Genomic DNA, 16958 nt, shown 5'->3' with positions numbered 1-16958 from the left:
CAGAATATATGAGATATATCAATACCCTGCGTGAAGGGGAGACAATCAGGAACGTGTATCTGTGTAAGGGGAAACGTTCCGCAGAGACAAGAAACGGAAAACCATACGATAATCTGATCCTTCAGGATAAGACAGGAACACTGGACGGAAAAGTCTGGGATCCGAATTCCGGCGGGATCGCGGATTATGATGAGATGGATTTTATAGAGGTATTTGGGGATGTGATCAGCTATAACAACAATCTTCAGCTGAATATCCGGCAGATCCGAAAGGCGCAGGAGGGAGAATATATACCGGCAGATTATATGCCGACGACAGAAAAAAGTACGGATGGCATGTATCAGGAACTGATGAATTATGTAAAGCAGATCAAAAATCCGTATCTGCGTCAGGCGGTTGAATATTATTTTGTAAAAGATGAAACATTTATCAGACGGTTCAAGGGACATTCAGCAGCAAAGACGGTACATCATGGATTTGCAGGAGGCCTTCTGGAGCATACACTGAGTGTGGTGAAGTTCTGTGAGTATATGGCAGGCGCTTATCCGATTCTGAATCGGGATCTTCTGTATGCTGCAGCCATCTGTCACGACATCGGCAAGACCAAAGAGCTGTCTTCTTTCCCGGAAAATGATTATACGGATGAAGGGCAGCTTCTCGGACATATTGTTATCGGTGTAGAGATGGTAGGGGAAGCGGTGAGATCCATACCGGGATTCCCGGAAAAGCTTGCCAATGAGCTGAAACACTGCATTGTGGCACATCATGGAGAGCTGGAATATGGTTCGCCAAAGAAACCGGCGCTTGCCGAGGCGGTTGCTTTGAACTTCGCAGACTGTACGGATGCAAAGATGCAGACGCTGACAGAGATATTCAAGGATAAAAAGACCAGTGACTGGCTGGGATATAACAGGTTATTTGAATCTAATCTGAGAAAGACGGTTGTATAGAAGCAATGCTGTCTGGACAGTGATAATTAGAGAGATACACATAAGGACGTAATGCTTGAGAAAAGTGTTACGTCCTAAATGGTTATGGAAGATAGAGTGTGAATCAGGGAAAACAGGAGTAGGTTATGCAGAAAAATGAGATGGTGACGGTTACGATCGAAGATATCGGGGTAAATGGAGAAGGAATCGGCAAGGTAGATGGATATACATTATTCATCAAAGATGCTATCATTGGAGACATGGTAGAAGCCAAGGTCATGAAGGCCAAGAAAAATTATGGATATGCAAGGCTGATGCGTATCATAGAGCCATCCAGAGAGCGTGTAGAGGAAGCAGTCTGTCCGATGGCGAGAAAATGCGGCGGCTGTCAGATCCAGGAAATGAAGTATGACAGGCAGCTCCGATTTAAAGAAGATAAGGTGCGGGGCAATCTGACTCGGATCGGCGAAGTGCCGGAGAAATTGCTGGCAGAGAAGATGGAACCGATCGTAGGAATGGAGTCATCAGAAGGGCTGGAACAGCCGTTTCATTATCGCAACAAAGCGCAGTTTCCGATCGGAACGGACAAAGAAGGACATGTGATTACGGGATTCTATGCAGGGAGAACGCACAGCATTATTCCGAATACCGACTGCGCACTTGGTGCAAAAGTGAATGAGGAGATTTTGAAATGTATACTTGCGTTCATGGAAGAGTACCGGATTCCGGCCTATGATGAAACACTTCACAGAGGACTGGTGCGCCATGTCCTGATCCGATATGGATTCAGGACAAAGGAAATTATGGTATGTCTTGTGATCAATGGCAATACACTTCCACATGGACAGGAACTGGCAGAACGACTGTCTGTGATCGAAGGGATGACCAGCATTACGCTCAGCATAAACAAAGAAAAGACGAACGTTATCATGGGCAATACGATCAAATCACTGTGGGGGCAGACGTACATCACAGATTATATCGGGGATGTGAAGTACCAGATCTCTCCATTGTCTTTCTATCAGGTGAATCCGGTTCAGACAGAAAAGCTCTATGGAATGGCGCTGGAATATGCGGGACTTACCGGAGATGAAACGGTATGGGATCTGTACTGCGGTATCGGAACCATCTCCCTGTTTCTGGCGAAGAAAGCAAAACAGGTCTACGGAGTTGAGATCATACCGCAGGCAATTGAAGATGCCAGAAACAACGCGAAGATCAATGGCATTGAAAATGCCGAATTTTACGTAGGAAAAGCAGAGGAAGTATTGCCGCAATATTATGCTGATTATGAGAGAGAACACGGCGGGGAGAAGGCTCATGCAGATGTAATCGTGGTGGATCCGCCAAGAAAAGGCTGTGAAGAATCGCTGCTTCAGACGATGGTGGACATGCAGCCGGAGAGAATTGTGTATGTCAGCTGCGATAGTGCAACATTGGCGAGAGATGTGAAAGTCCTGCGGGAGAAAGGATATGAGATTGAAAGAGTGAGGGCAGTGGACCAATTTCCACATACCGTGCATGTTGAGACGGTATGTCTTCTGTCACGAAACAAGTAAAAAAGTACAGAAATAGGCTTAAAATAAGGGATTCCGAGAGATTTGCCGCATTTGGCAGTCTCCCGGAATCCCTTTTTTCGTGTTTTGACAATAGCGTCATAGTCTGCCTTTTGATAGGTTGAGACAAGAAACTACTTTTTGGGCTACTGAGACGATAGGACTATTGTCATTATTTTGTGGCTTTTGCCTCCAGTTCTTTCAGTGTCACACCGGCTGCATTCTTCCATGTAGCGGGTCCACTTACGCTGTATCCGGTGACGAAATCGGCGGCAGCAGAAGAGCTGGAGAAAAGAATATCTTCAGTGGTCACAAAGTCCTTCACCTTGTTAGAAGCAAGGTGCTTTTTACGAAGAGTGGCAGCACCCTTACTCAGAGATTTCTCTGATGTCTTTTCATTGAGGACTGCTCCTGCAAACAGCACGAAGCCTTCAGTAGTAATCATACCCTTGCCGGATGCATTGCCCAAATTCAAGAACAGTGCCTCATCGTCAACAGTAGAATTCGGATCATTATGTACAGTAGGCTCAAGCACCTTGTAACCCAGGGCATTGATGAGGATACGCACATTATCGATGAATTCTTCCATGGCAGCAGTCTGAGATTCTTTCATGACTGTTTTGCCATAGGTGTTCTTGGTCAGCACTTTGTAGCGTTTGCTTTCCCTTGCAATCTGCACGAAGCGATCCTCAAGATAGCGGATCAGGGCCTTGTTTAAGTCTCGCCCAAGGAAGATTACAGCCGTTGTCCAGTAGAACTTCTCCTTGTCAGCATTATAGTCTCTAATGTGCTGATTTAAGCGTTCCTGGATGGTTTCCGACTCACCGATGTAGACTGAGTCGGAATCGTCTTCTTCCTTGCAGAACAAGAAGTAAACTCCGGCACCCTTGATGTCATCTCGCTTGCAATCGGAAACTTCAATTCTCGGAATTTTGATTGCCTTGCCGTTCCAGTTGGATAGCTCGGCGGTAATGAGGCTGTCAGCTGTTCCGTTAGCGAGAAACAGCTCTATGGATTTTCCGTAAGCCATCAAGCATACCTCCTTATAATCGTTGTTTTGTACCGAGGGTTTCTACACCCACCTCTTCGAGAAAAGCATTACATTCATCAATTCCTTTTCCGTACATTGCCGTGAAAAGATATTTATATGCTTCGTGATCTCGATTGCCTGGGATAAAGGTCATTCCTCCAAGCTTCAGGACTTCTGTCATTTCAGTGCAATCCAGAGACAGACCAACACCCATAGCTAGAAGAGGTAGCATGGTAAAACGATGAGTTTCTTTTTGCACTCTGGAATAATTCATTTTGTCCAGACCAGTTTTTTCCTCGAACGTAGATTCATACCAGTGTTCTTCGGTCATTCTTTGTTTCATCCACTGAGCTGGAGTCTGAGCAGAAGCCTGGGCACGTTTCAATTTCTTTTCAAAGTCCTTCGCTCTGTTGAATAATTCCGTATTCTGAGTGTTGTTATCAAAGGAAGTGGTCTCCTTGAAAACACTATCAGAGCGGAACATCATCCGGGCATCACTGTGCATCAGATAATCAGGTTGCAGCTTCACAGAGAAGTCAAGTGTACATTCTGCCAGATGACTGTTCGCATACTCGGTCAACTGATTATTCTGAACATAGGTTTCGTGGTTAATGACAAAATATCCATCAACAAATCGAAAGGCACCGGTATCCAAGATTGCCTTCAGGAATTCATTGCTCTGATACAACTCGAAGGCCTGTGTAAGCGAGATAGGACGTTGATGACGTTTTGCTTTTGTGGTTTTATAATTGGGCTGGCTAGGATGGATTTCTTGAGAAACCATATCACAAAATGCTTCTGCTTCATTGTAACCAAGTTCAAGCATTCTGATTGCTGCGGATTGCCTTGAGACTTCAAAGAAATCGGAAACAGCTTCTATTACGAGAGGAGTAACAGCACGGCGATTTAGTGATTTGTCACCTGACAAAAGGCGTCTGTATTCCTTCTCGACCTTGATGCGCATGGCATTACGGGGCATCAAAATTTTAGGAGCGATTGTTTTGGCCTGCCATTCCATTTTGTCGATATCTGACCATTCACCCCCGAGGAGGCTTCCGGTTGGCGAAAGCCTTTTATTACATCGGAAAGCGAATTCCGTACCGTCTTCATGAGTGCGTTTATAGGTGAAATAGTTTCTATGCCGCCACCAGTGGTAGCATTCATGAGCCAGCGTGTTGTTATATCGACCGATATTAAGAATATCTGTGTCCACAAAAATGGAAGGCTGAGTTACCTCATAACCAATGCATTCCTGCGTTGACCAATCATAAACCTCTATGATTCCCTTTGTGAATGCGATAGCACCTTGTACGCTGTCGTTAAGAGACAGATATTCAGTATCGATTATTTCCAGAGACATCAGTCTGGTTGCGATGTCTCTGATAGGTATTGGTTGTGGATTATTTATCGCATCGGAACATCCATATTTCTGAAGAAATTCCTCTGCTTCTTTTTCAAAATCATCCACATAATGCATGAAAGGATTATTTGTTCCTGCCATAGTACCTCCTGCGTATTACAGACTTGAGCCATCTCCACGAAGGATGCGATAGACTTCCGTCATAAATACATTGGCGAACTTGGCACGGACTTCTTCATTGTTGAGAAGAAGCGTGTAAAAATCAACATTCTGGTCATATCCTTCAACAAGAGCATCCTGAACGCAGTCATCGTAGGTGAATTTAAACTCATTCAGTGTGTTGTTCTTGGCACTCTTTTCAAGACGCTCTTTGAGTCCTGGATTCTTCAGCAGCAGGTCACGAATTTGCATGGCTGCCTTAGTAGTAAAATCAGGCTCATAATCTTTATCATATAATGCGTTGACCTCGTCAATAATCTGAGAGAGCAGTTTTTTCTGTTCTTCCTCCAAACTGACAGGCTTCGGCTTTTTAATTTTAACTTCCGGTTTTGCTTCTATTTCCTCACCACTATGTTCTTCCATCTGTTTCTGACGGAATTCGCTGACTGTAATCTTGTCAGCGATATCGAAGTTGTTACCGCCACCGCCTGGGTTGATTTCCTTGATGAGATACGACAGAAAATTATATCTCTTGTGGAATTCCAAGTTCTCATATGCAGTAGCTTGAATCAGGAAGCAGTAACCTTTTAAGAAACGTCGGATGGTCACACGGATTTCCATCTGTTCTTTTTCAGAATGCTTCATTACCGCCTTCAGTGCCTTGTCAAGCAGTGCCCACATACGCTGTTTGTCTTTAGTGGAGCGGGACGGCTGATACAGATATTTGTTGAACTCATCTATATCATCTGCATCAAGGAATTCATATCGGTCAATTTCTCTATCAAGATCTCGGATGTCGGAAGGAGAAATTGTCTCGAAGAGGATGGTATCTTTGTAATATGGTTCAAAGGCCTTTTTGATGTCATCGTAAGAATTCTTGAAATCCAGGACAAAAGTAGTTTTGTCGTATGGAGGGCAGATTCTGTTCAGACGGGATAATGTCTGCACCGCAGAGACTCCACGCAGACGCTTGTCCACGTACATGGCTACCAACTTTGGCTGATCGAAGCCAGTCTGATATTTATCGGCAACAATGAGAACCTGATAACAGCTTCTGTCAAATTCAAAGCGGAGTTCTTCCTCTTTAATCTCATTCATGCCTGCTTCTGTGTATTCGTCACCATCAAGCTTGACCTTGCCGGAGAATGCAACCAGAGCCTGAATACCGGAATAACCCTTTGCCTTAATGTAGGCATCAAACTCCTGACGATATTTTACTGCTGCCGGGCGTGAAGAGGTTATGACCATAGCCTTTGCTTTACCATCAAGGCATCCAGCAACATTGGCCCTGAAATGCTCAATAATAATTTCAACCTTTTGAGCAATGTTTGTATCATGCAGATCGATGAAACGAGCCATTTTTCGCTTTGCTGTAATGGACTGCAGTTCAGGATCACTCTCGATTGCCTTGTTAATATGGCAGTATGTACGCCATGTCACATAGTTGTCTAACACATTGAGAATGTAGCCTTCTTCAATGGCCTGACGCATGGAATACAGATCAAAGGATTCTTTCTTGCCCTCTGCATTTAATGTTCCAAACAACTGAAGCGTATCCGGTTTAGGGGTAGCAGTAAATGCAATCATAGAAACATTGCTCTGTTTGCCACTCTTGCGGATTTCTTCGAGCATTTTATCTTCTTCGGTAATATCCTCTTCATCATCGCCCTCGTTTGTAAGAACATTTGTGACCGACTGCATAAAGACGCCTTCGGTAGAAGAGTGTGCTTCGTCAATCAGAACGGCAAATTTCTTTGCTTTCAGATTGCCCAGAAGATTATTGTTCAGAATGTAGTAGAACTTGTGAATCGTTGTAACGATAATTTTTGTGTTGCCGCCAAGGGCGATAGCCAAGTCTTCAGAGGAGCATTTATCGTCCATAACTTTGACCTGACCGCTCTTATGTTCAATACCCAGGATAGCTTCCTGCAGTTGACGGTCAACGATGATACGGTCGGTAATAACCAAAACGGTATCAAAGATGTTCTCGTTTGCTGAATCATGTACCGTTGCGAGAATGTGCGACAGCCAGGAGATGGTCTCGGTCTTGCCACTGCCTGCAGAATGTTCAATGAGGTAGTTGCAGGAAGTATGGTTTACCATCACATCTTCCATAACACGCTCAACAGCACGAAGCTGATGGAAACGAGGGAAGATGAGTTCCTTGGTTTTCTTTACTTTTCCAGTATCGGCATTTTTGCGTTCTTTCAGCTTGATGTAGATGAAACGCTCAATCAGGAAGAGAATCTTATCTTTTGTCCAGATTGAATCCCACATATAATCCACATTGATTCCGGTATCATTGTGGGGGTTCCCTTTGCCATACTCATAACCAATGTTAAATGGATTGAAGAAGGTATCGCCACCTTTTAATTCGGTGGTGAAGTAAACCTCATTCAGATCCATTGCAAAGGCAGCAAATACACCCACCTTGGTCTTGAACAGACGGGTAGTAAAGTCACGCTGCGTTTTGTACTGTTTGATGGCATCCTTATATGTCTGACCGGAGGTGTTGCACTTCAGTTCAACGGCAAAAATTGCGAGACCATTCAAGAACAGAACCAGGTCAACACGCTCATCTGCCTTGTGATATACCTCCTCCATGACAGAGAAAATACTCTTCTGATAATTGGCAACAGCCTCTGTATTGATGGTGCTGTCCGGTTTGCGGTACATCAGTTTCAAACTGGCACCGTTGTCAAACTCGACACCGTGCTTGATAACATCAATCAGACCACGGCTTTCCTTATTGATTTCGGCATTGATGTAATTGATGACGGTTTCCTCGGTACGCTCCTTGTACATACGGCGGAGCTGCTCCATCGTATCATGCTGAGTAGACTCCAAAAACTCTAGGAGCATACCGATATCCATAGCAAGCCCAGGCTTATACTCCGTATTTGGACGGATACGGAATCCATTATTATTATGAAGACTATCAAGGATGAGTTTCTGATAGTCTTCTTTTTCTTTTAACTGGTCGGCTTTGATAGGCATATCATTGAACCTCCTTTACTCGTTTCTTTCCTGTCACATATTCAAAAATCAGTGAAGTTTTATGATCGATTATTGCTTGTAGCTGTTTCTGTTTTGCCACTAATATTGCGTCAATGTCGTAACATTGCGAATCAAGATAATCAGAAATCAGCAACTGTTCTTTTAGGGGAGGAACAACCACAAACAAGTTCTTCAAGCCTTCTATTCCAAGCTCTGGACGAGTACTTTGCATAGCAGATAAATCCTCGATTTGTTTCTGCACTACGTCTGAGGTCATCAGATAGTAGAAGTATTTTGCACACTGGCTTTTGGGAAGAGTGATTTTACCAACATGTGATGTAGTATTACTACGTGTTAGCCATTGTGGAACAATAGCGGTTTTTCCTATTGTTGCTCCTGTTTTGGCAATAAGAATATCATTTGGTTTTAACTCACTATTGGCTATCCGTTGATTCATTTCTTCCGAGATGTATACGGCATTTTCCATATTTAGGCCGTATCCCCATGTGAGATTCAATACTCTGATGTACGGGATACCTTCTGCTAAATAATCATCAGCCTTAATCATTCCATGGTCTCCATCGCCAACTGGATAAGGATGCTCGGAGTCTGCAATATACTTGATTTTGCTTATCTCCCAATGAGTAGGAATTCTTTTTGCACACTTTACATTGGTGTCTTTCAAAGGTGCTTTATCTAACCCAGTAGTTACAGCTTCTGTTATTAAAGACTTCCTATAGGCTTTTATGTCTTCAATCTGATTCTGGATATTTTCAATGATAAAATCTAGGTCAGAACAATGCCTAAATAAATAATCGGCTATTTTCTCTTGTTCGTCATATGCAGGAAAAGCATATAAGAATTCTGCAAAATCTCCTTGATAGAGATGTTGGATAGTGCTATTTCCAGCATTCTTATAATTGAACCAGTTCCAAAACTCCTCTGATTGAAGTACCCAGAAGAGAAATCGGCTACTATATCCCTGATTAGGAACTATTCTTAAAACACCACTGTTTAAGGATGTTTCTCCTGGCATATCTGATACGATAGCGACCTTTCCGATAGTTCCGTCCTTTGTGATAAGAAGATCTCCATTCTGGATTTGAATATCTTTTGCCTCTTCCCAGCGTTTCAAAGGAACATGTACGCAGTTTTCCCAATCGATACCACCGTCAGAAAAGTCAACACCCGTAATAAGGAAAGCACCTTCGTCCTGGTATTCATCAGATGTTAGACCTTGCCAACCGATTCGCCCTTTGAGAGTGGCCATATATTTTATTCGTTTTGTATTCCAAGAGGCTGGGATTTCACCAATCCACTGAACACCACTTTGTTTCATCTCTTCCATCTTTATTCCTCTTTCTGCAGGGCTGCAATTCTTGTAGAAAGAGCCTTCTCATAAGCCATGAATCTGGCTAAAAGAGCATCGGCACGTTCCGGTTCCTTATACTCATAGAAATAACGTGTAAACGGGAATTCTGCTCCAAGCTTCTCCTTGTTTGTTGCACTTTCTGCTTTTGTAGGATCAAATTCATAAAAGTACATTGCATCCGGTACATGAGGAAAGACCTCGGTCTCCATATAAGCTTTCTCATCCTGGTTCAAGCGAATAATTTCTGTATCTTTAGTTGTAGGGTCAGTAAGGATACGTCCCTTTTTATCCTTTTGGACAACTGCAGCCTTATCAATAACAGAAAGCTCCATAGCAATACTGTTCAGGCGGGAGTCGGACATACCTTCAATCCCATGCAAGATTTTCTTTAAGGCTGCCACAAACTTTGAAAAGTCCATGTACACCTTGTCAGATTCATGAGCTTTCAACGCTGCGATGACGGCTTCGGTGAACGCACGACCTTTAATCTGCTTCTGGAACGCTTTCTCATCAGCGGCAGAGCGAGGATCGGTTTCTGCAAGCTCGGCATACTTTGCTTCGTTGAAAACATTCGTATTAGCCGTGAAATAGGCACTGGTGCGGAGTGCTTCGATAAAAGCTTCATCAATCTGACCACGGCGCTGCAGAGGCTGGTATACAGCCCATTCTCTGTACAGGAATTCTTCACGGTCAAAAATACGGCTTTCGATTACGCAGTCATGCTTTCTCTTTTCACAATGCAGTGTCTTTTTGCATTCTACAAAATCTGCATACATCTCAGTGATGAGAGTAATCTGATCTTTGGAAATTTCTCTACGTTTTTTTCCAAGGGAACGCTTGAGCGGTGTCCAGACATCGGTAGCATCAATGAACTGAACCTTGCCTTTACGCTCAGGGCGCTTTCCTTTGGAAAGGATAAAGGCATAGATAGCAATGTCGGTATTGTAGAACAACTGGGAAGGCAAACCGATGATTGCTTCTACCAGATCGTTCTCTAGAAGATATCTTCTGATTTGGCTTTCACCGCTTGTGGTGTTGCCGGAGAAAAGTGGTGAGCCATTAGAGATAATGGCTGCACGACCGACACCTTCCTGCATTTTATGTACGGCATGCTGCATGAACAGAAGCTGCATATCTCCGGTTGCAGGAAGGCCTGCCGGGAAACGACCGTTCTTTCCCTTTTTGTATTCGGCTCTTACAGCCTTTTCAACACCATCGCCAGCATCCTTGCCGCCCCAAGACTCGCCAAACGGCGGATTGGCAATAACAAAACGCATAGCTGTATCTTCAAAACAATCCTGCTTCATAGTATCTGCGAAGCGGATATTCTCGGCAGCCTGATTTTTAATCAGCATATCTGCAAGGCAGATAGCGTGGGATTCCGGATTATTCTCCTGACCAAACAGACGAACGTTGGCATCAGGATTCATACGGATGATGAAGTCATGTGCGGTTGAAAGCATACCGCCGGTTCCGCAGGCCATATCCAAGACGGTAACTTCACGACCTTCGCTGAACACATCGGAGCAACCTTCGGCGAGAAGAATGCTTGTTAGCATACGGATAACTTCACGAGGGGTGTAGTGATCACCTGCTTCTGCATTTTCAGAGAAGCGGCGGATAATTTCCTCAAACATATATCCCATCTTGTGCCCGTCAACCTTATTAGGGTCGAGGTCAAGTTCTGAGAATTTCTTTACAACGCCAAGAAGACGGTTGTTCTTATCGAGGTTCTTTATTTCTTCTTTGAATTTCAGCTCTTCAAAAATTGCCTGTACATTCGGAGAGAAGGAGTCCAGGTAAAAAGTAAGGTTCTCTACAATAGCAGGAGCCTCGGTAAGAAGCTTCTTCAGATTAAATTCACAGGTGTTGTAGAACTGATAACCCGATTTCCTGCACAGTAACTGGGCAGGTGCTTTCGGATTCTTTTTATATGTATCAACTACATCCTTCTTGGTAGCTGCAAGTGCGCATTCCAAGCGGCGAAGGATAATCATCGGAATGATAACATCCTTGTATCGCTCTGGTTTATACGGTCCGCGCAGTGTATTAGCAATGGAAAATACCAATGCGATTTCTTTGGAAGCATCAATGGTAGTATCATCCATCATTACTTCGGTAATTCTCTTTTCGGCCATTTTGCTTCCTCCTATTAGAACTCGTTAATATCAATGCCTGCTTTAAGCATGCGTTCATAGCGGTCGTTAGAAATGATAACAGCGAGTGGTTTTCCGTTCTTCAATACGAATCCGGCTTTATCTTCATCAGATATGGTGGTGATTATCTTGGATGCCTGCCCACGAAGGAAATCAGACATATTGTAATGTTCCATGGGCGTAATGCTCTTTTTAGGCTCTGACATATATTTGCCTCCTGTATTTCATTGTGCCTTATCGACAAACTTTTCACTTTTACTATTCTATCACAAAGTAATTACATTTTCAATTACAATAGTTTGAATTTTTATTTGTACAATAGTGATTACCGCAAGAAAGAAAAAATCTTTGTAACTCGCCGAGTTACAGATGAGCCGTTTATAGACATCTGAAAACGATATAACAACCTTCAAATCCCTGTGTATCAAGTGATTTTTATCTCAAAAGTCCTTGAAATACGGGGATTTTTGGCATTTCTGCGCAACTCGCCCAGATTCGAGAAAACAGGGGTCTGGGGAGTATTATGAGCTTGTACCGAGGGGAAACCCGAAGGAAAAATAAATCTCATAGTCCGAATAGCGCTATAAGGGCGATGGGGTGCATAGACCGTTCAAATACAGCCGCCAAGGCTGTACCAGGAACGAAGATGCGTCCACCGCTTACTTTCGTGCGCTCATTTTTGGCTTATCGGAGTCTGTGACCATCTTCGGCACAGGCTCTTTTTGCATTCCACCGCCCATAGCCCGGACGGAAAGGAATGCTTAATGAAGATTCAGATTTTGTATGAGGAAAACATCAGAAACGGTCACAAAGAGTACACCACCATCGATATCCCTGACGGAGATTACAGCGTCATGCTGGATATCGACTATGAGCAGAGGCTTGCCGAGGCGAAGCCGGAAAAGAGAGCGGAAGTCAAACGCTGTGAGACTGTGCAGGAAATGTTCGACCTGATGAACAAGAGGGAGTACAACGACTGGCGCAGAGAACACCGATACATTGATCCTTCTCCTAAGAGAAAAAGAATGGATGGTCGCAAGGGATACATTCAGGGAGACCCGGAAGATGACTCCTTTGACATCATGGACTATCTGCTTACGGCATCGGACGATCATACCGACCTCGAGCGTGAGGAAGTATGCTCCTGGATTCGCTCTGTACTTATTAAAAAGCCGCAGTGGGCAGAAGCGTTTATCGCCGTCCGCATTGATGGCATGCCTATCCGACAGTATGCAGCTACGGTCGGTGAGTCTGAGAACAGCATTACTCAGAAACTGAACCGCGCCGCTAAAAAATTAAAAGAATTTTACGGAAACCGTAAGATTTGACCGCCTCCCAAGGCTACCACTTGGAGGCGATGACCTCCGAATAAATTCAAGGAGGTAATTCAGATGAGTGAATTACAAGTTTTTCAGAATGCAGAGTTCGGCTCTGTACGCACAGCAACTATTGACGGTGAGCCTTATTTCGTAGGTAAGGATGTAGCCACAATTCTCGGTTACAGCAATCCGAGAGATGCCATCAGCAAGCATGTTGATGACGAGGATAAGGGGGTAGCGAAATGCGACACCCTTGGCGGCAGGCAGGAAATCCTCTTTATCAACGAGTCCGGTCTTTACAGTCTGATCCTCAGAAGCCAGCTTCCTGCGGCAAAGAGATTCAAGCGTTGGGTCACATCCGAGGTGCTTCCGGCGATCCGCAGACACGGTATGTATGCGACCGAGGAGCTTATCGCAAATCCCGACCTCGCTATTGCAGCATTCCAGGCATTGAAGGCAGAGCGTGAGAAGAGAATCGCTTTGGAGGAAGCCGTAGCGGTGCAGGCACAGCAGATCGCAGAGCTTAAGCCGAAGGCAACCTATTACGATGTGGTTCTTAAATGCAAGGATGCGGTGAACATCTCCGTTATCGCCAAGGACTACGGCTGGAGCGCCCAGCGCATGAATGAGTATCTGCACAAGAAGGGTGTGCAGTACAAGCAGTCCGATATCTGGCTTCTCTATCAGAAGCACGCAGGCTGCGGCTACACCAAAACGAACACACATGTTTATGAAGACAGCTGCGGGCGTGAGCATACCAAGGTTCACACCAAGTGGACTCAGAAAGGCAGATTGTTCATTTACGAGATGCTGAAGGCAGACGGTATCTATCCGCAGATTGAAATGGAGGATTAAGAGATGGGAGTCAATATCAGAAATTCCGAGGGCTACATGGATACCGTTCCCTTCCAAGCGCTTTCAGGTATTGACCATGAGGCGAAGGCAGCGTCAAAACCTGCCTTCCGTCCTTTGGTCTATATCTGTTCGCCGTTTTCCGGGGACATCGAAACAAATAAGAAGAAGGCTGCGGATTTCGCAGAGTATGTTCTCTCTTACTTCCACGGCTGGGAGCCTGTCTCCATCAACGGCGGTGCAGAGAAGTATTCCGTTTCCGTTCTTATCCCTAAGAGCGGCACCGAGACTGTGAACGCAGTCAACGCAGCGATTGATGCTGCCATCGAGGAAGGCATCGCCAAGTTCGGCGGCAAGAAGCCTAACAAGGCCGCTATCAAGACTCCTCTCCGTGACGGTGATGTGGAGCGTGAAGACGAGGCCTATAAGGGTCATTACTTCATTAACGCCAACAGCACTACTGCACCTCAGATCGTTGACCGTGCAGTGAAGCCTATCCTGGACAGAGGTGAGGTATACTCCGGCTGCTACGCCCGTGTCAGTCTCAACTTCTACGCTTTCAACTCCAACGGCAACAAGGGTATCGCCTGTGGTCTGGGCAACATCCAGAAGATCCGTGACGGTGAGCCTCTCGGCGGCAAGACCTCTGCGGCAGATGACTTCAGCACTCTCGCCGATGACGATTTCCTGGCTTAAGGAGGTGCGAAGATGGATTCTGTTATGGTAAGCACTGTCCTTGTCAATATCCTGCTCGGATGCTTCTGCCTCGCCGTTCTCTCCTGGGTGCTGGTGGGAGTGGAGACTTTCATCCATGACCGCAAGCGTGAGAAGCGTGAAGAGGAATCCGCAAAGCGTGACTCCGAGTATCACCTGAAGCGCATGGAGCAGATGGACAAGTAATCCGGTAACTGCACACATGACGGAGGCGGTATGGAGAGGGATTTCTGTACCGCCTCTTTTTCATTGGAGGCGAAAATGAAGAACTTAGAAATTGATATTGAAACATTTTCTTCGGTCAACCTTGCCAAGTCCGGTGTGTACCGCTATGTGGAGTCTCCGGATTTCGAGATTCTGCTGTTCGGATACAGCGTAGACGGTGGCAAGGTGAAAGTGATCGACCTGGCTTCCGGGGAGACACTGCCGAAGGAGATACACGATGCTCTTGAAGATGAAGCTGTTACCAAGTGGGCCTTCAACGCACAGTTTGAGCGTATCTGTCTGTCCAGGTTCTTAGGCTATCCGACCGGAGAATACCTTGCCCCGGAAGGCTGGAAATGCAGCATGGTATGGTCTGCTTACATGGGGCTGCCTTTATCTCTGGAGGGTGTGGGAGCTGTACTGGGACTTGAAAAGCAGAAGCTGACCGAGGGCAAAGACCTGATCCGCTATTTCTGTGTGCCATGCAGTCCCACTAGGACCAATGGCGGCAGAACGAGAAACCTGCCGGAGCATGATATGGAAAAGTGGGACCGCTTCAAGGCATACAACATCCGTGATGTGGAAGCAGAGATGCAGATACAGGAAAGGCTTGTGAATTTCCCTGTGCCGGATTCGGTGTGGGATGAATATCACCTTGACCAGGAAATCAACGACAGAGGCATTCTGGTGGACATGCCTTTTGTGGAGCAGTGCATCGAGATCGATCGTGTATCCCGTGACAGCCTGACTGCGGCGATGCAGAAACTGACGGAGCTGGATAATCCGAACTCGGTAGTTCAGATGAAAGGATGGCTTGCAGACAACGGACTGAAGACCGATACCCTCGGCAAGAAGGCGGTGGCGGCACTGATGAAGGAAGCTCCTGACCACCTGGCAGAGGTGCTTGCTCTGCGTCAGCAGCTTGCCAAGTCATCGGTGAAGAAGTATCAGGCAATGCAGAATTCTGTGTGTGCCGACAATCGTGTCAGAGGGATGTTCCAGTTCTACGGAGCCAACCGAACAGGCCGCTTCGCCGGAAGGCTGGTGCAGCTGCAGAACCTTCCTCAGAACCATATGTCCGACCTGGCTGAAGCGAGAGGTCTGGTGCGGAGCGGTAATTATGATGCCCTGGATATGCTTTACGATGATATCCCGGATACTCTGTCGCAGCTGATCCGCACTGCCTTTATCCCTCCGGCGGATAAGAACTTCATCGTGGCAGATTTTTCTGCCATTGAGGCGAGGGTCATTGCCTGGTTTGCAGGAGAAAGCTGGCGTTCCGAAGTGTTCAAGAGCGGTGGTGACATCTACTGTGCATCGGCATCACAGATGTTTGGTGTGCCTGTAGAGAAGCACGGCGTAAATGGTCACCTCAGACAGAAGGGCAAGATCGCGGAACTGGCACTCGGCTACGGCGGCTCCGTAGGTGCGCTGAAAGCCATGGGTGCGTTGGAGATGGGACTGACCGAAGAGAAACTTCCTGACCTGGTATCTGCCTGGAGACAGTCCAACCCGAACATCGTCCGTTTCTGGTGGAATGTGGACAGTGCTGTTAAAAAGGCCATCAAGGAGAAGACCACCCAGTCCACCCACGGCATCAGCCTCTGCTGCAGGAGCGGCATGCTGTTCATACAGCTTCCTTCCGGCAGAGTTCTTTCCTATGTAAAACCACGCATGGGAGAGAACAAGTTCGGCGGTGAATCCGTGACATACGAGGGTGTCGGCGGCACAAAGAAATGGGAGCGGCTGGAAAGCTACGGCCCTAAGTTCGTGGAAAACATCGTCCAGGCAACCAGCCGTGACATTCTGATGTATGCCATGCGGACACTTCGCTGCTGCAGTATCGTAGCCCATGTGCATGACGAACTGATCATCGAAGCTGACCCTCGCATGAGCCTTAGTGCTGTCTGTGAGCAGATGGCAAGGGTTCCCGCCTGGGCAGAGGGACTTCTTCTTCGTGCGGATGGCTATACCTGTGATTTTTACAAAAAAGATTGAGAAACCGTAAGATTTCACCTCCTGCCAAGGCTACCCGGTAGGAGGTGTGATTTTATGCATATTACTACGATAAAAGGTGCTGATGGCAGCAGAGTGGAAGCTTCACGTCCTACCGATGCTGAACTGCAGAACGAATACAACTACATCCTGGCGGAGAATTTCACGAAGAAGCTGCTTGAAAAAGGGCTGATTTCTGTGGATGAATTCGACAAGATCATGGAGAAAAATCGGCGAACTTTCTCCCCGTTATTCTCCCGTATCTGAACAGATATAACTTGCTATTTAGACACTTCAGAGTGATATATAGACTAC

The 16958-nt window shown here is 45.8% G+C and carries 14 protein-coding genes; 8 read left to right on the top strand and 6 right to left on the bottom strand.

What is annotated here, in order from left to right; all coding sequences use genetic code 11:
• Positions 1-8: 8 nt before the first annotated feature.
• Positions 9-950 carry an HD domain-containing protein gene (locus ABE547_RS01445; protein WP_347377092.1) on the top strand — a complete coding sequence of 314 codons (942 nt, stop codon included), beginning with the start codon at positions 9-11 and terminating at the stop codon, positions 948-950.
• A gap of 125 nt (positions 951-1075) precedes the next feature.
• The gene (rlmD, locus tag ABE547_RS01440; protein ID WP_347377091.1) at positions 1076-2488 is read left to right on the top strand and encodes a 23S rRNA (uracil(1939)-C(5))-methyltransferase RlmD; all 1413 of its coding nucleotides are present in this window, start codon (positions 1076-1078) and stop codon (positions 2486-2488) included.
• 169 nt (positions 2489-2657) lie between these two features.
• Here rlmD and ABE547_RS01435 read toward each other — a convergent pair whose 3' ends face one another.
• The 6 genes from ABE547_RS01435 to ABE547_RS01410 are packed head-to-tail and all read right to left on the bottom strand — an operon-like array spanning position 2658 to position 11765.
• Positions 2658-3515, bottom strand: coding sequence for a GIY-YIG nuclease family protein (locus ABE547_RS01435; protein WP_347377090.1), 858 nt, complete (start codon positions 3513-3515; stop codon positions 2658-2660).
• A gap of 13 nt (positions 3516-3528) precedes the next feature.
• Positions 3529-5016, bottom strand: coding sequence for a hypothetical protein (locus ABE547_RS01430; protein WP_347377089.1), 1488 nt, complete (start codon positions 5014-5016; stop codon positions 3529-3531).
• A 15-nt stretch (positions 5017-5031) separates the two neighbouring features.
• Entirely contained in the window at positions 5032-8031 is a 3000-nt protein-coding gene (locus ABE547_RS01425) for a DEAD/DEAH box helicase family protein (protein WP_347377088.1), read from the bottom strand.
• 1 nt (position 8032) lies between these two features.
• Positions 8033-9379 (bottom strand): restriction endonuclease subunit S, encoded by a 1347-nt coding sequence (locus ABE547_RS01420; RefSeq protein WP_347377087.1) that lies wholly within the window; start codon positions 9377-9379, stop codon positions 8033-8035.
• A gap of 2 nt (positions 9380-9381) precedes the next feature.
• Entirely contained in the window at positions 9382-11541 is a 2160-nt protein-coding gene (locus tag ABE547_RS01415) for a class I SAM-dependent DNA methyltransferase (RefSeq protein WP_347377086.1), read from the bottom strand.
• A 14-nt stretch (positions 11542-11555) separates the two neighbouring features.
• Positions 11556-11765, bottom strand: coding sequence for a type II toxin-antitoxin system Phd/YefM family antitoxin (locus ABE547_RS01410; RefSeq protein ID WP_347377085.1), 210 nt, complete (start codon positions 11763-11765; stop codon positions 11556-11558).
• Between the two features lie 558 nt (positions 11766-12323).
• On the opposite strand from ABE547_RS01410, the gene ABE547_RS01405 reads away from it, so the two are divergent.
• The 6 genes from ABE547_RS01405 (at position 12324) to ABE547_RS01380 (ending at position 16910) form a co-directional block, all read left to right on the top strand.
• Positions 12324-12887, top strand: coding sequence for a hypothetical protein (locus ABE547_RS01405; protein ID WP_347377084.1), 564 nt, complete (start codon positions 12324-12326; stop codon positions 12885-12887).
• A 63-nt stretch (positions 12888-12950) separates the two neighbouring features.
• Positions 12951-13733, top strand: coding sequence for a phage antirepressor (locus tag ABE547_RS01400; protein WP_347377083.1), 783 nt, complete (start codon positions 12951-12953; stop codon positions 13731-13733).
• 3 nt (positions 13734-13736) lie between these two features.
• On the top strand, positions 13737-14426 hold the full coding sequence (locus tag ABE547_RS01395) for a DUF2815 family protein (protein ID WP_347377082.1): 690 nt from the start codon (positions 13737-13739) through the stop codon (positions 14424-14426).
• A gap of 24 nt (positions 14427-14450) precedes the next feature.
• Complete coding sequence (locus ABE547_RS01390; RefSeq protein ID WP_347377081.1) at positions 14451-14630, top strand: hypothetical protein; 180 nt, start codon at positions 14451-14453, stop codon at positions 14628-14630.
• A gap of 75 nt (positions 14631-14705) precedes the next feature.
• The gene (locus ABE547_RS01385) at positions 14706-16646 is read left to right on the top strand and encodes a DNA polymerase (protein ID WP_347377080.1); all 1941 of its coding nucleotides are present in this window, start codon (positions 14706-14708) and stop codon (positions 16644-16646) included.
• A gap of 54 nt (positions 16647-16700) precedes the next feature.
• Positions 16701-16910: an SHOCT domain-containing protein gene (locus tag ABE547_RS01380; protein ID WP_347377079.1), complete on the top strand. Its 210-nt coding sequence runs from the start codon at positions 16701-16703 to the stop codon at positions 16908-16910.
• The last annotated feature ends 48 nt before the right edge of the window (positions 16911-16958 follow it).

This window comes from Dorea sp. YH-dor226 (assembly GCF_039832105.1).
Taxonomy (GTDB): Bacteria; Bacillota; Clostridia; order Lachnospirales; family Lachnospiraceae; genus Dorea_A.
This window is presented reverse-complemented; position numbering and strand designations above follow the sequence as displayed.

Excerpts from the sequence above, each read along its gene's own strand:
- ABE547_RS01445 (WP_347377092.1), top strand. The coding sequence starts at position 9 with ATGAGATATATCAATACCCTGCGTGAAGGGGAGACAATCAGGAACGTG.
- rlmD (WP_347377091.1), top strand. The coding sequence starts at position 1,076 with ATGCAGAAAAATGAGATGGTGACGGTTACGATCGAAGATATCGGGGTA.
- ABE547_RS01435 (WP_347377090.1), bottom strand. The coding sequence starts at position 3,515 with ATGGCTTACGGAAAATCCATAGAGCTGTTTCTCGCTAACGGAACAGCT.
- ABE547_RS01430 (WP_347377089.1), bottom strand. The coding sequence starts at position 5,016 with ATGGCAGGAACAAATAATCCTTTCATGCATTATGTGGATGATTTTGAA.
- ABE547_RS01425 (WP_347377088.1), bottom strand. The coding sequence starts at position 8,031 with ATGCCTATCAAAGCCGACCAGTTAAAAGAAAAAGAAGACTATCAGAAA.
- ABE547_RS01420 (WP_347377087.1), bottom strand. The coding sequence starts at position 9,379 with ATGGAAGAGATGAAACAAAGTGGTGTTCAGTGGATTGGTGAAATCCCA.
- ABE547_RS01415 (WP_347377086.1), bottom strand. The coding sequence starts at position 11,541 with ATGGCCGAAAAGAGAATTACCGAAGTAATGATGGATGATACTACCATT.
- ABE547_RS01410 (WP_347377085.1), bottom strand. The coding sequence starts at position 11,765 with ATGTCAGAGCCTAAAAAGAGCATTACGCCCATGGAACATTACAATATG.
- ABE547_RS01405 (WP_347377084.1), top strand. The coding sequence starts at position 12,324 with ATGAAGATTCAGATTTTGTATGAGGAAAACATCAGAAACGGTCACAAA.
- ABE547_RS01400 (WP_347377083.1), top strand. The coding sequence starts at position 12,951 with ATGAGTGAATTACAAGTTTTTCAGAATGCAGAGTTCGGCTCTGTACGC.
- ABE547_RS01395 (WP_347377082.1), top strand. The coding sequence starts at position 13,737 with ATGGGAGTCAATATCAGAAATTCCGAGGGCTACATGGATACCGTTCCC.
- ABE547_RS01390 (WP_347377081.1), top strand. The coding sequence starts at position 14,451 with ATGGTAAGCACTGTCCTTGTCAATATCCTGCTCGGATGCTTCTGCCTC.
- ABE547_RS01385 (WP_347377080.1), top strand. The coding sequence starts at position 14,706 with ATGAAGAACTTAGAAATTGATATTGAAACATTTTCTTCGGTCAACCTT.
- ABE547_RS01380 (WP_347377079.1), top strand. The coding sequence starts at position 16,701 with ATGCATATTACTACGATAAAAGGTGCTGATGGCAGCAGAGTGGAAGCT.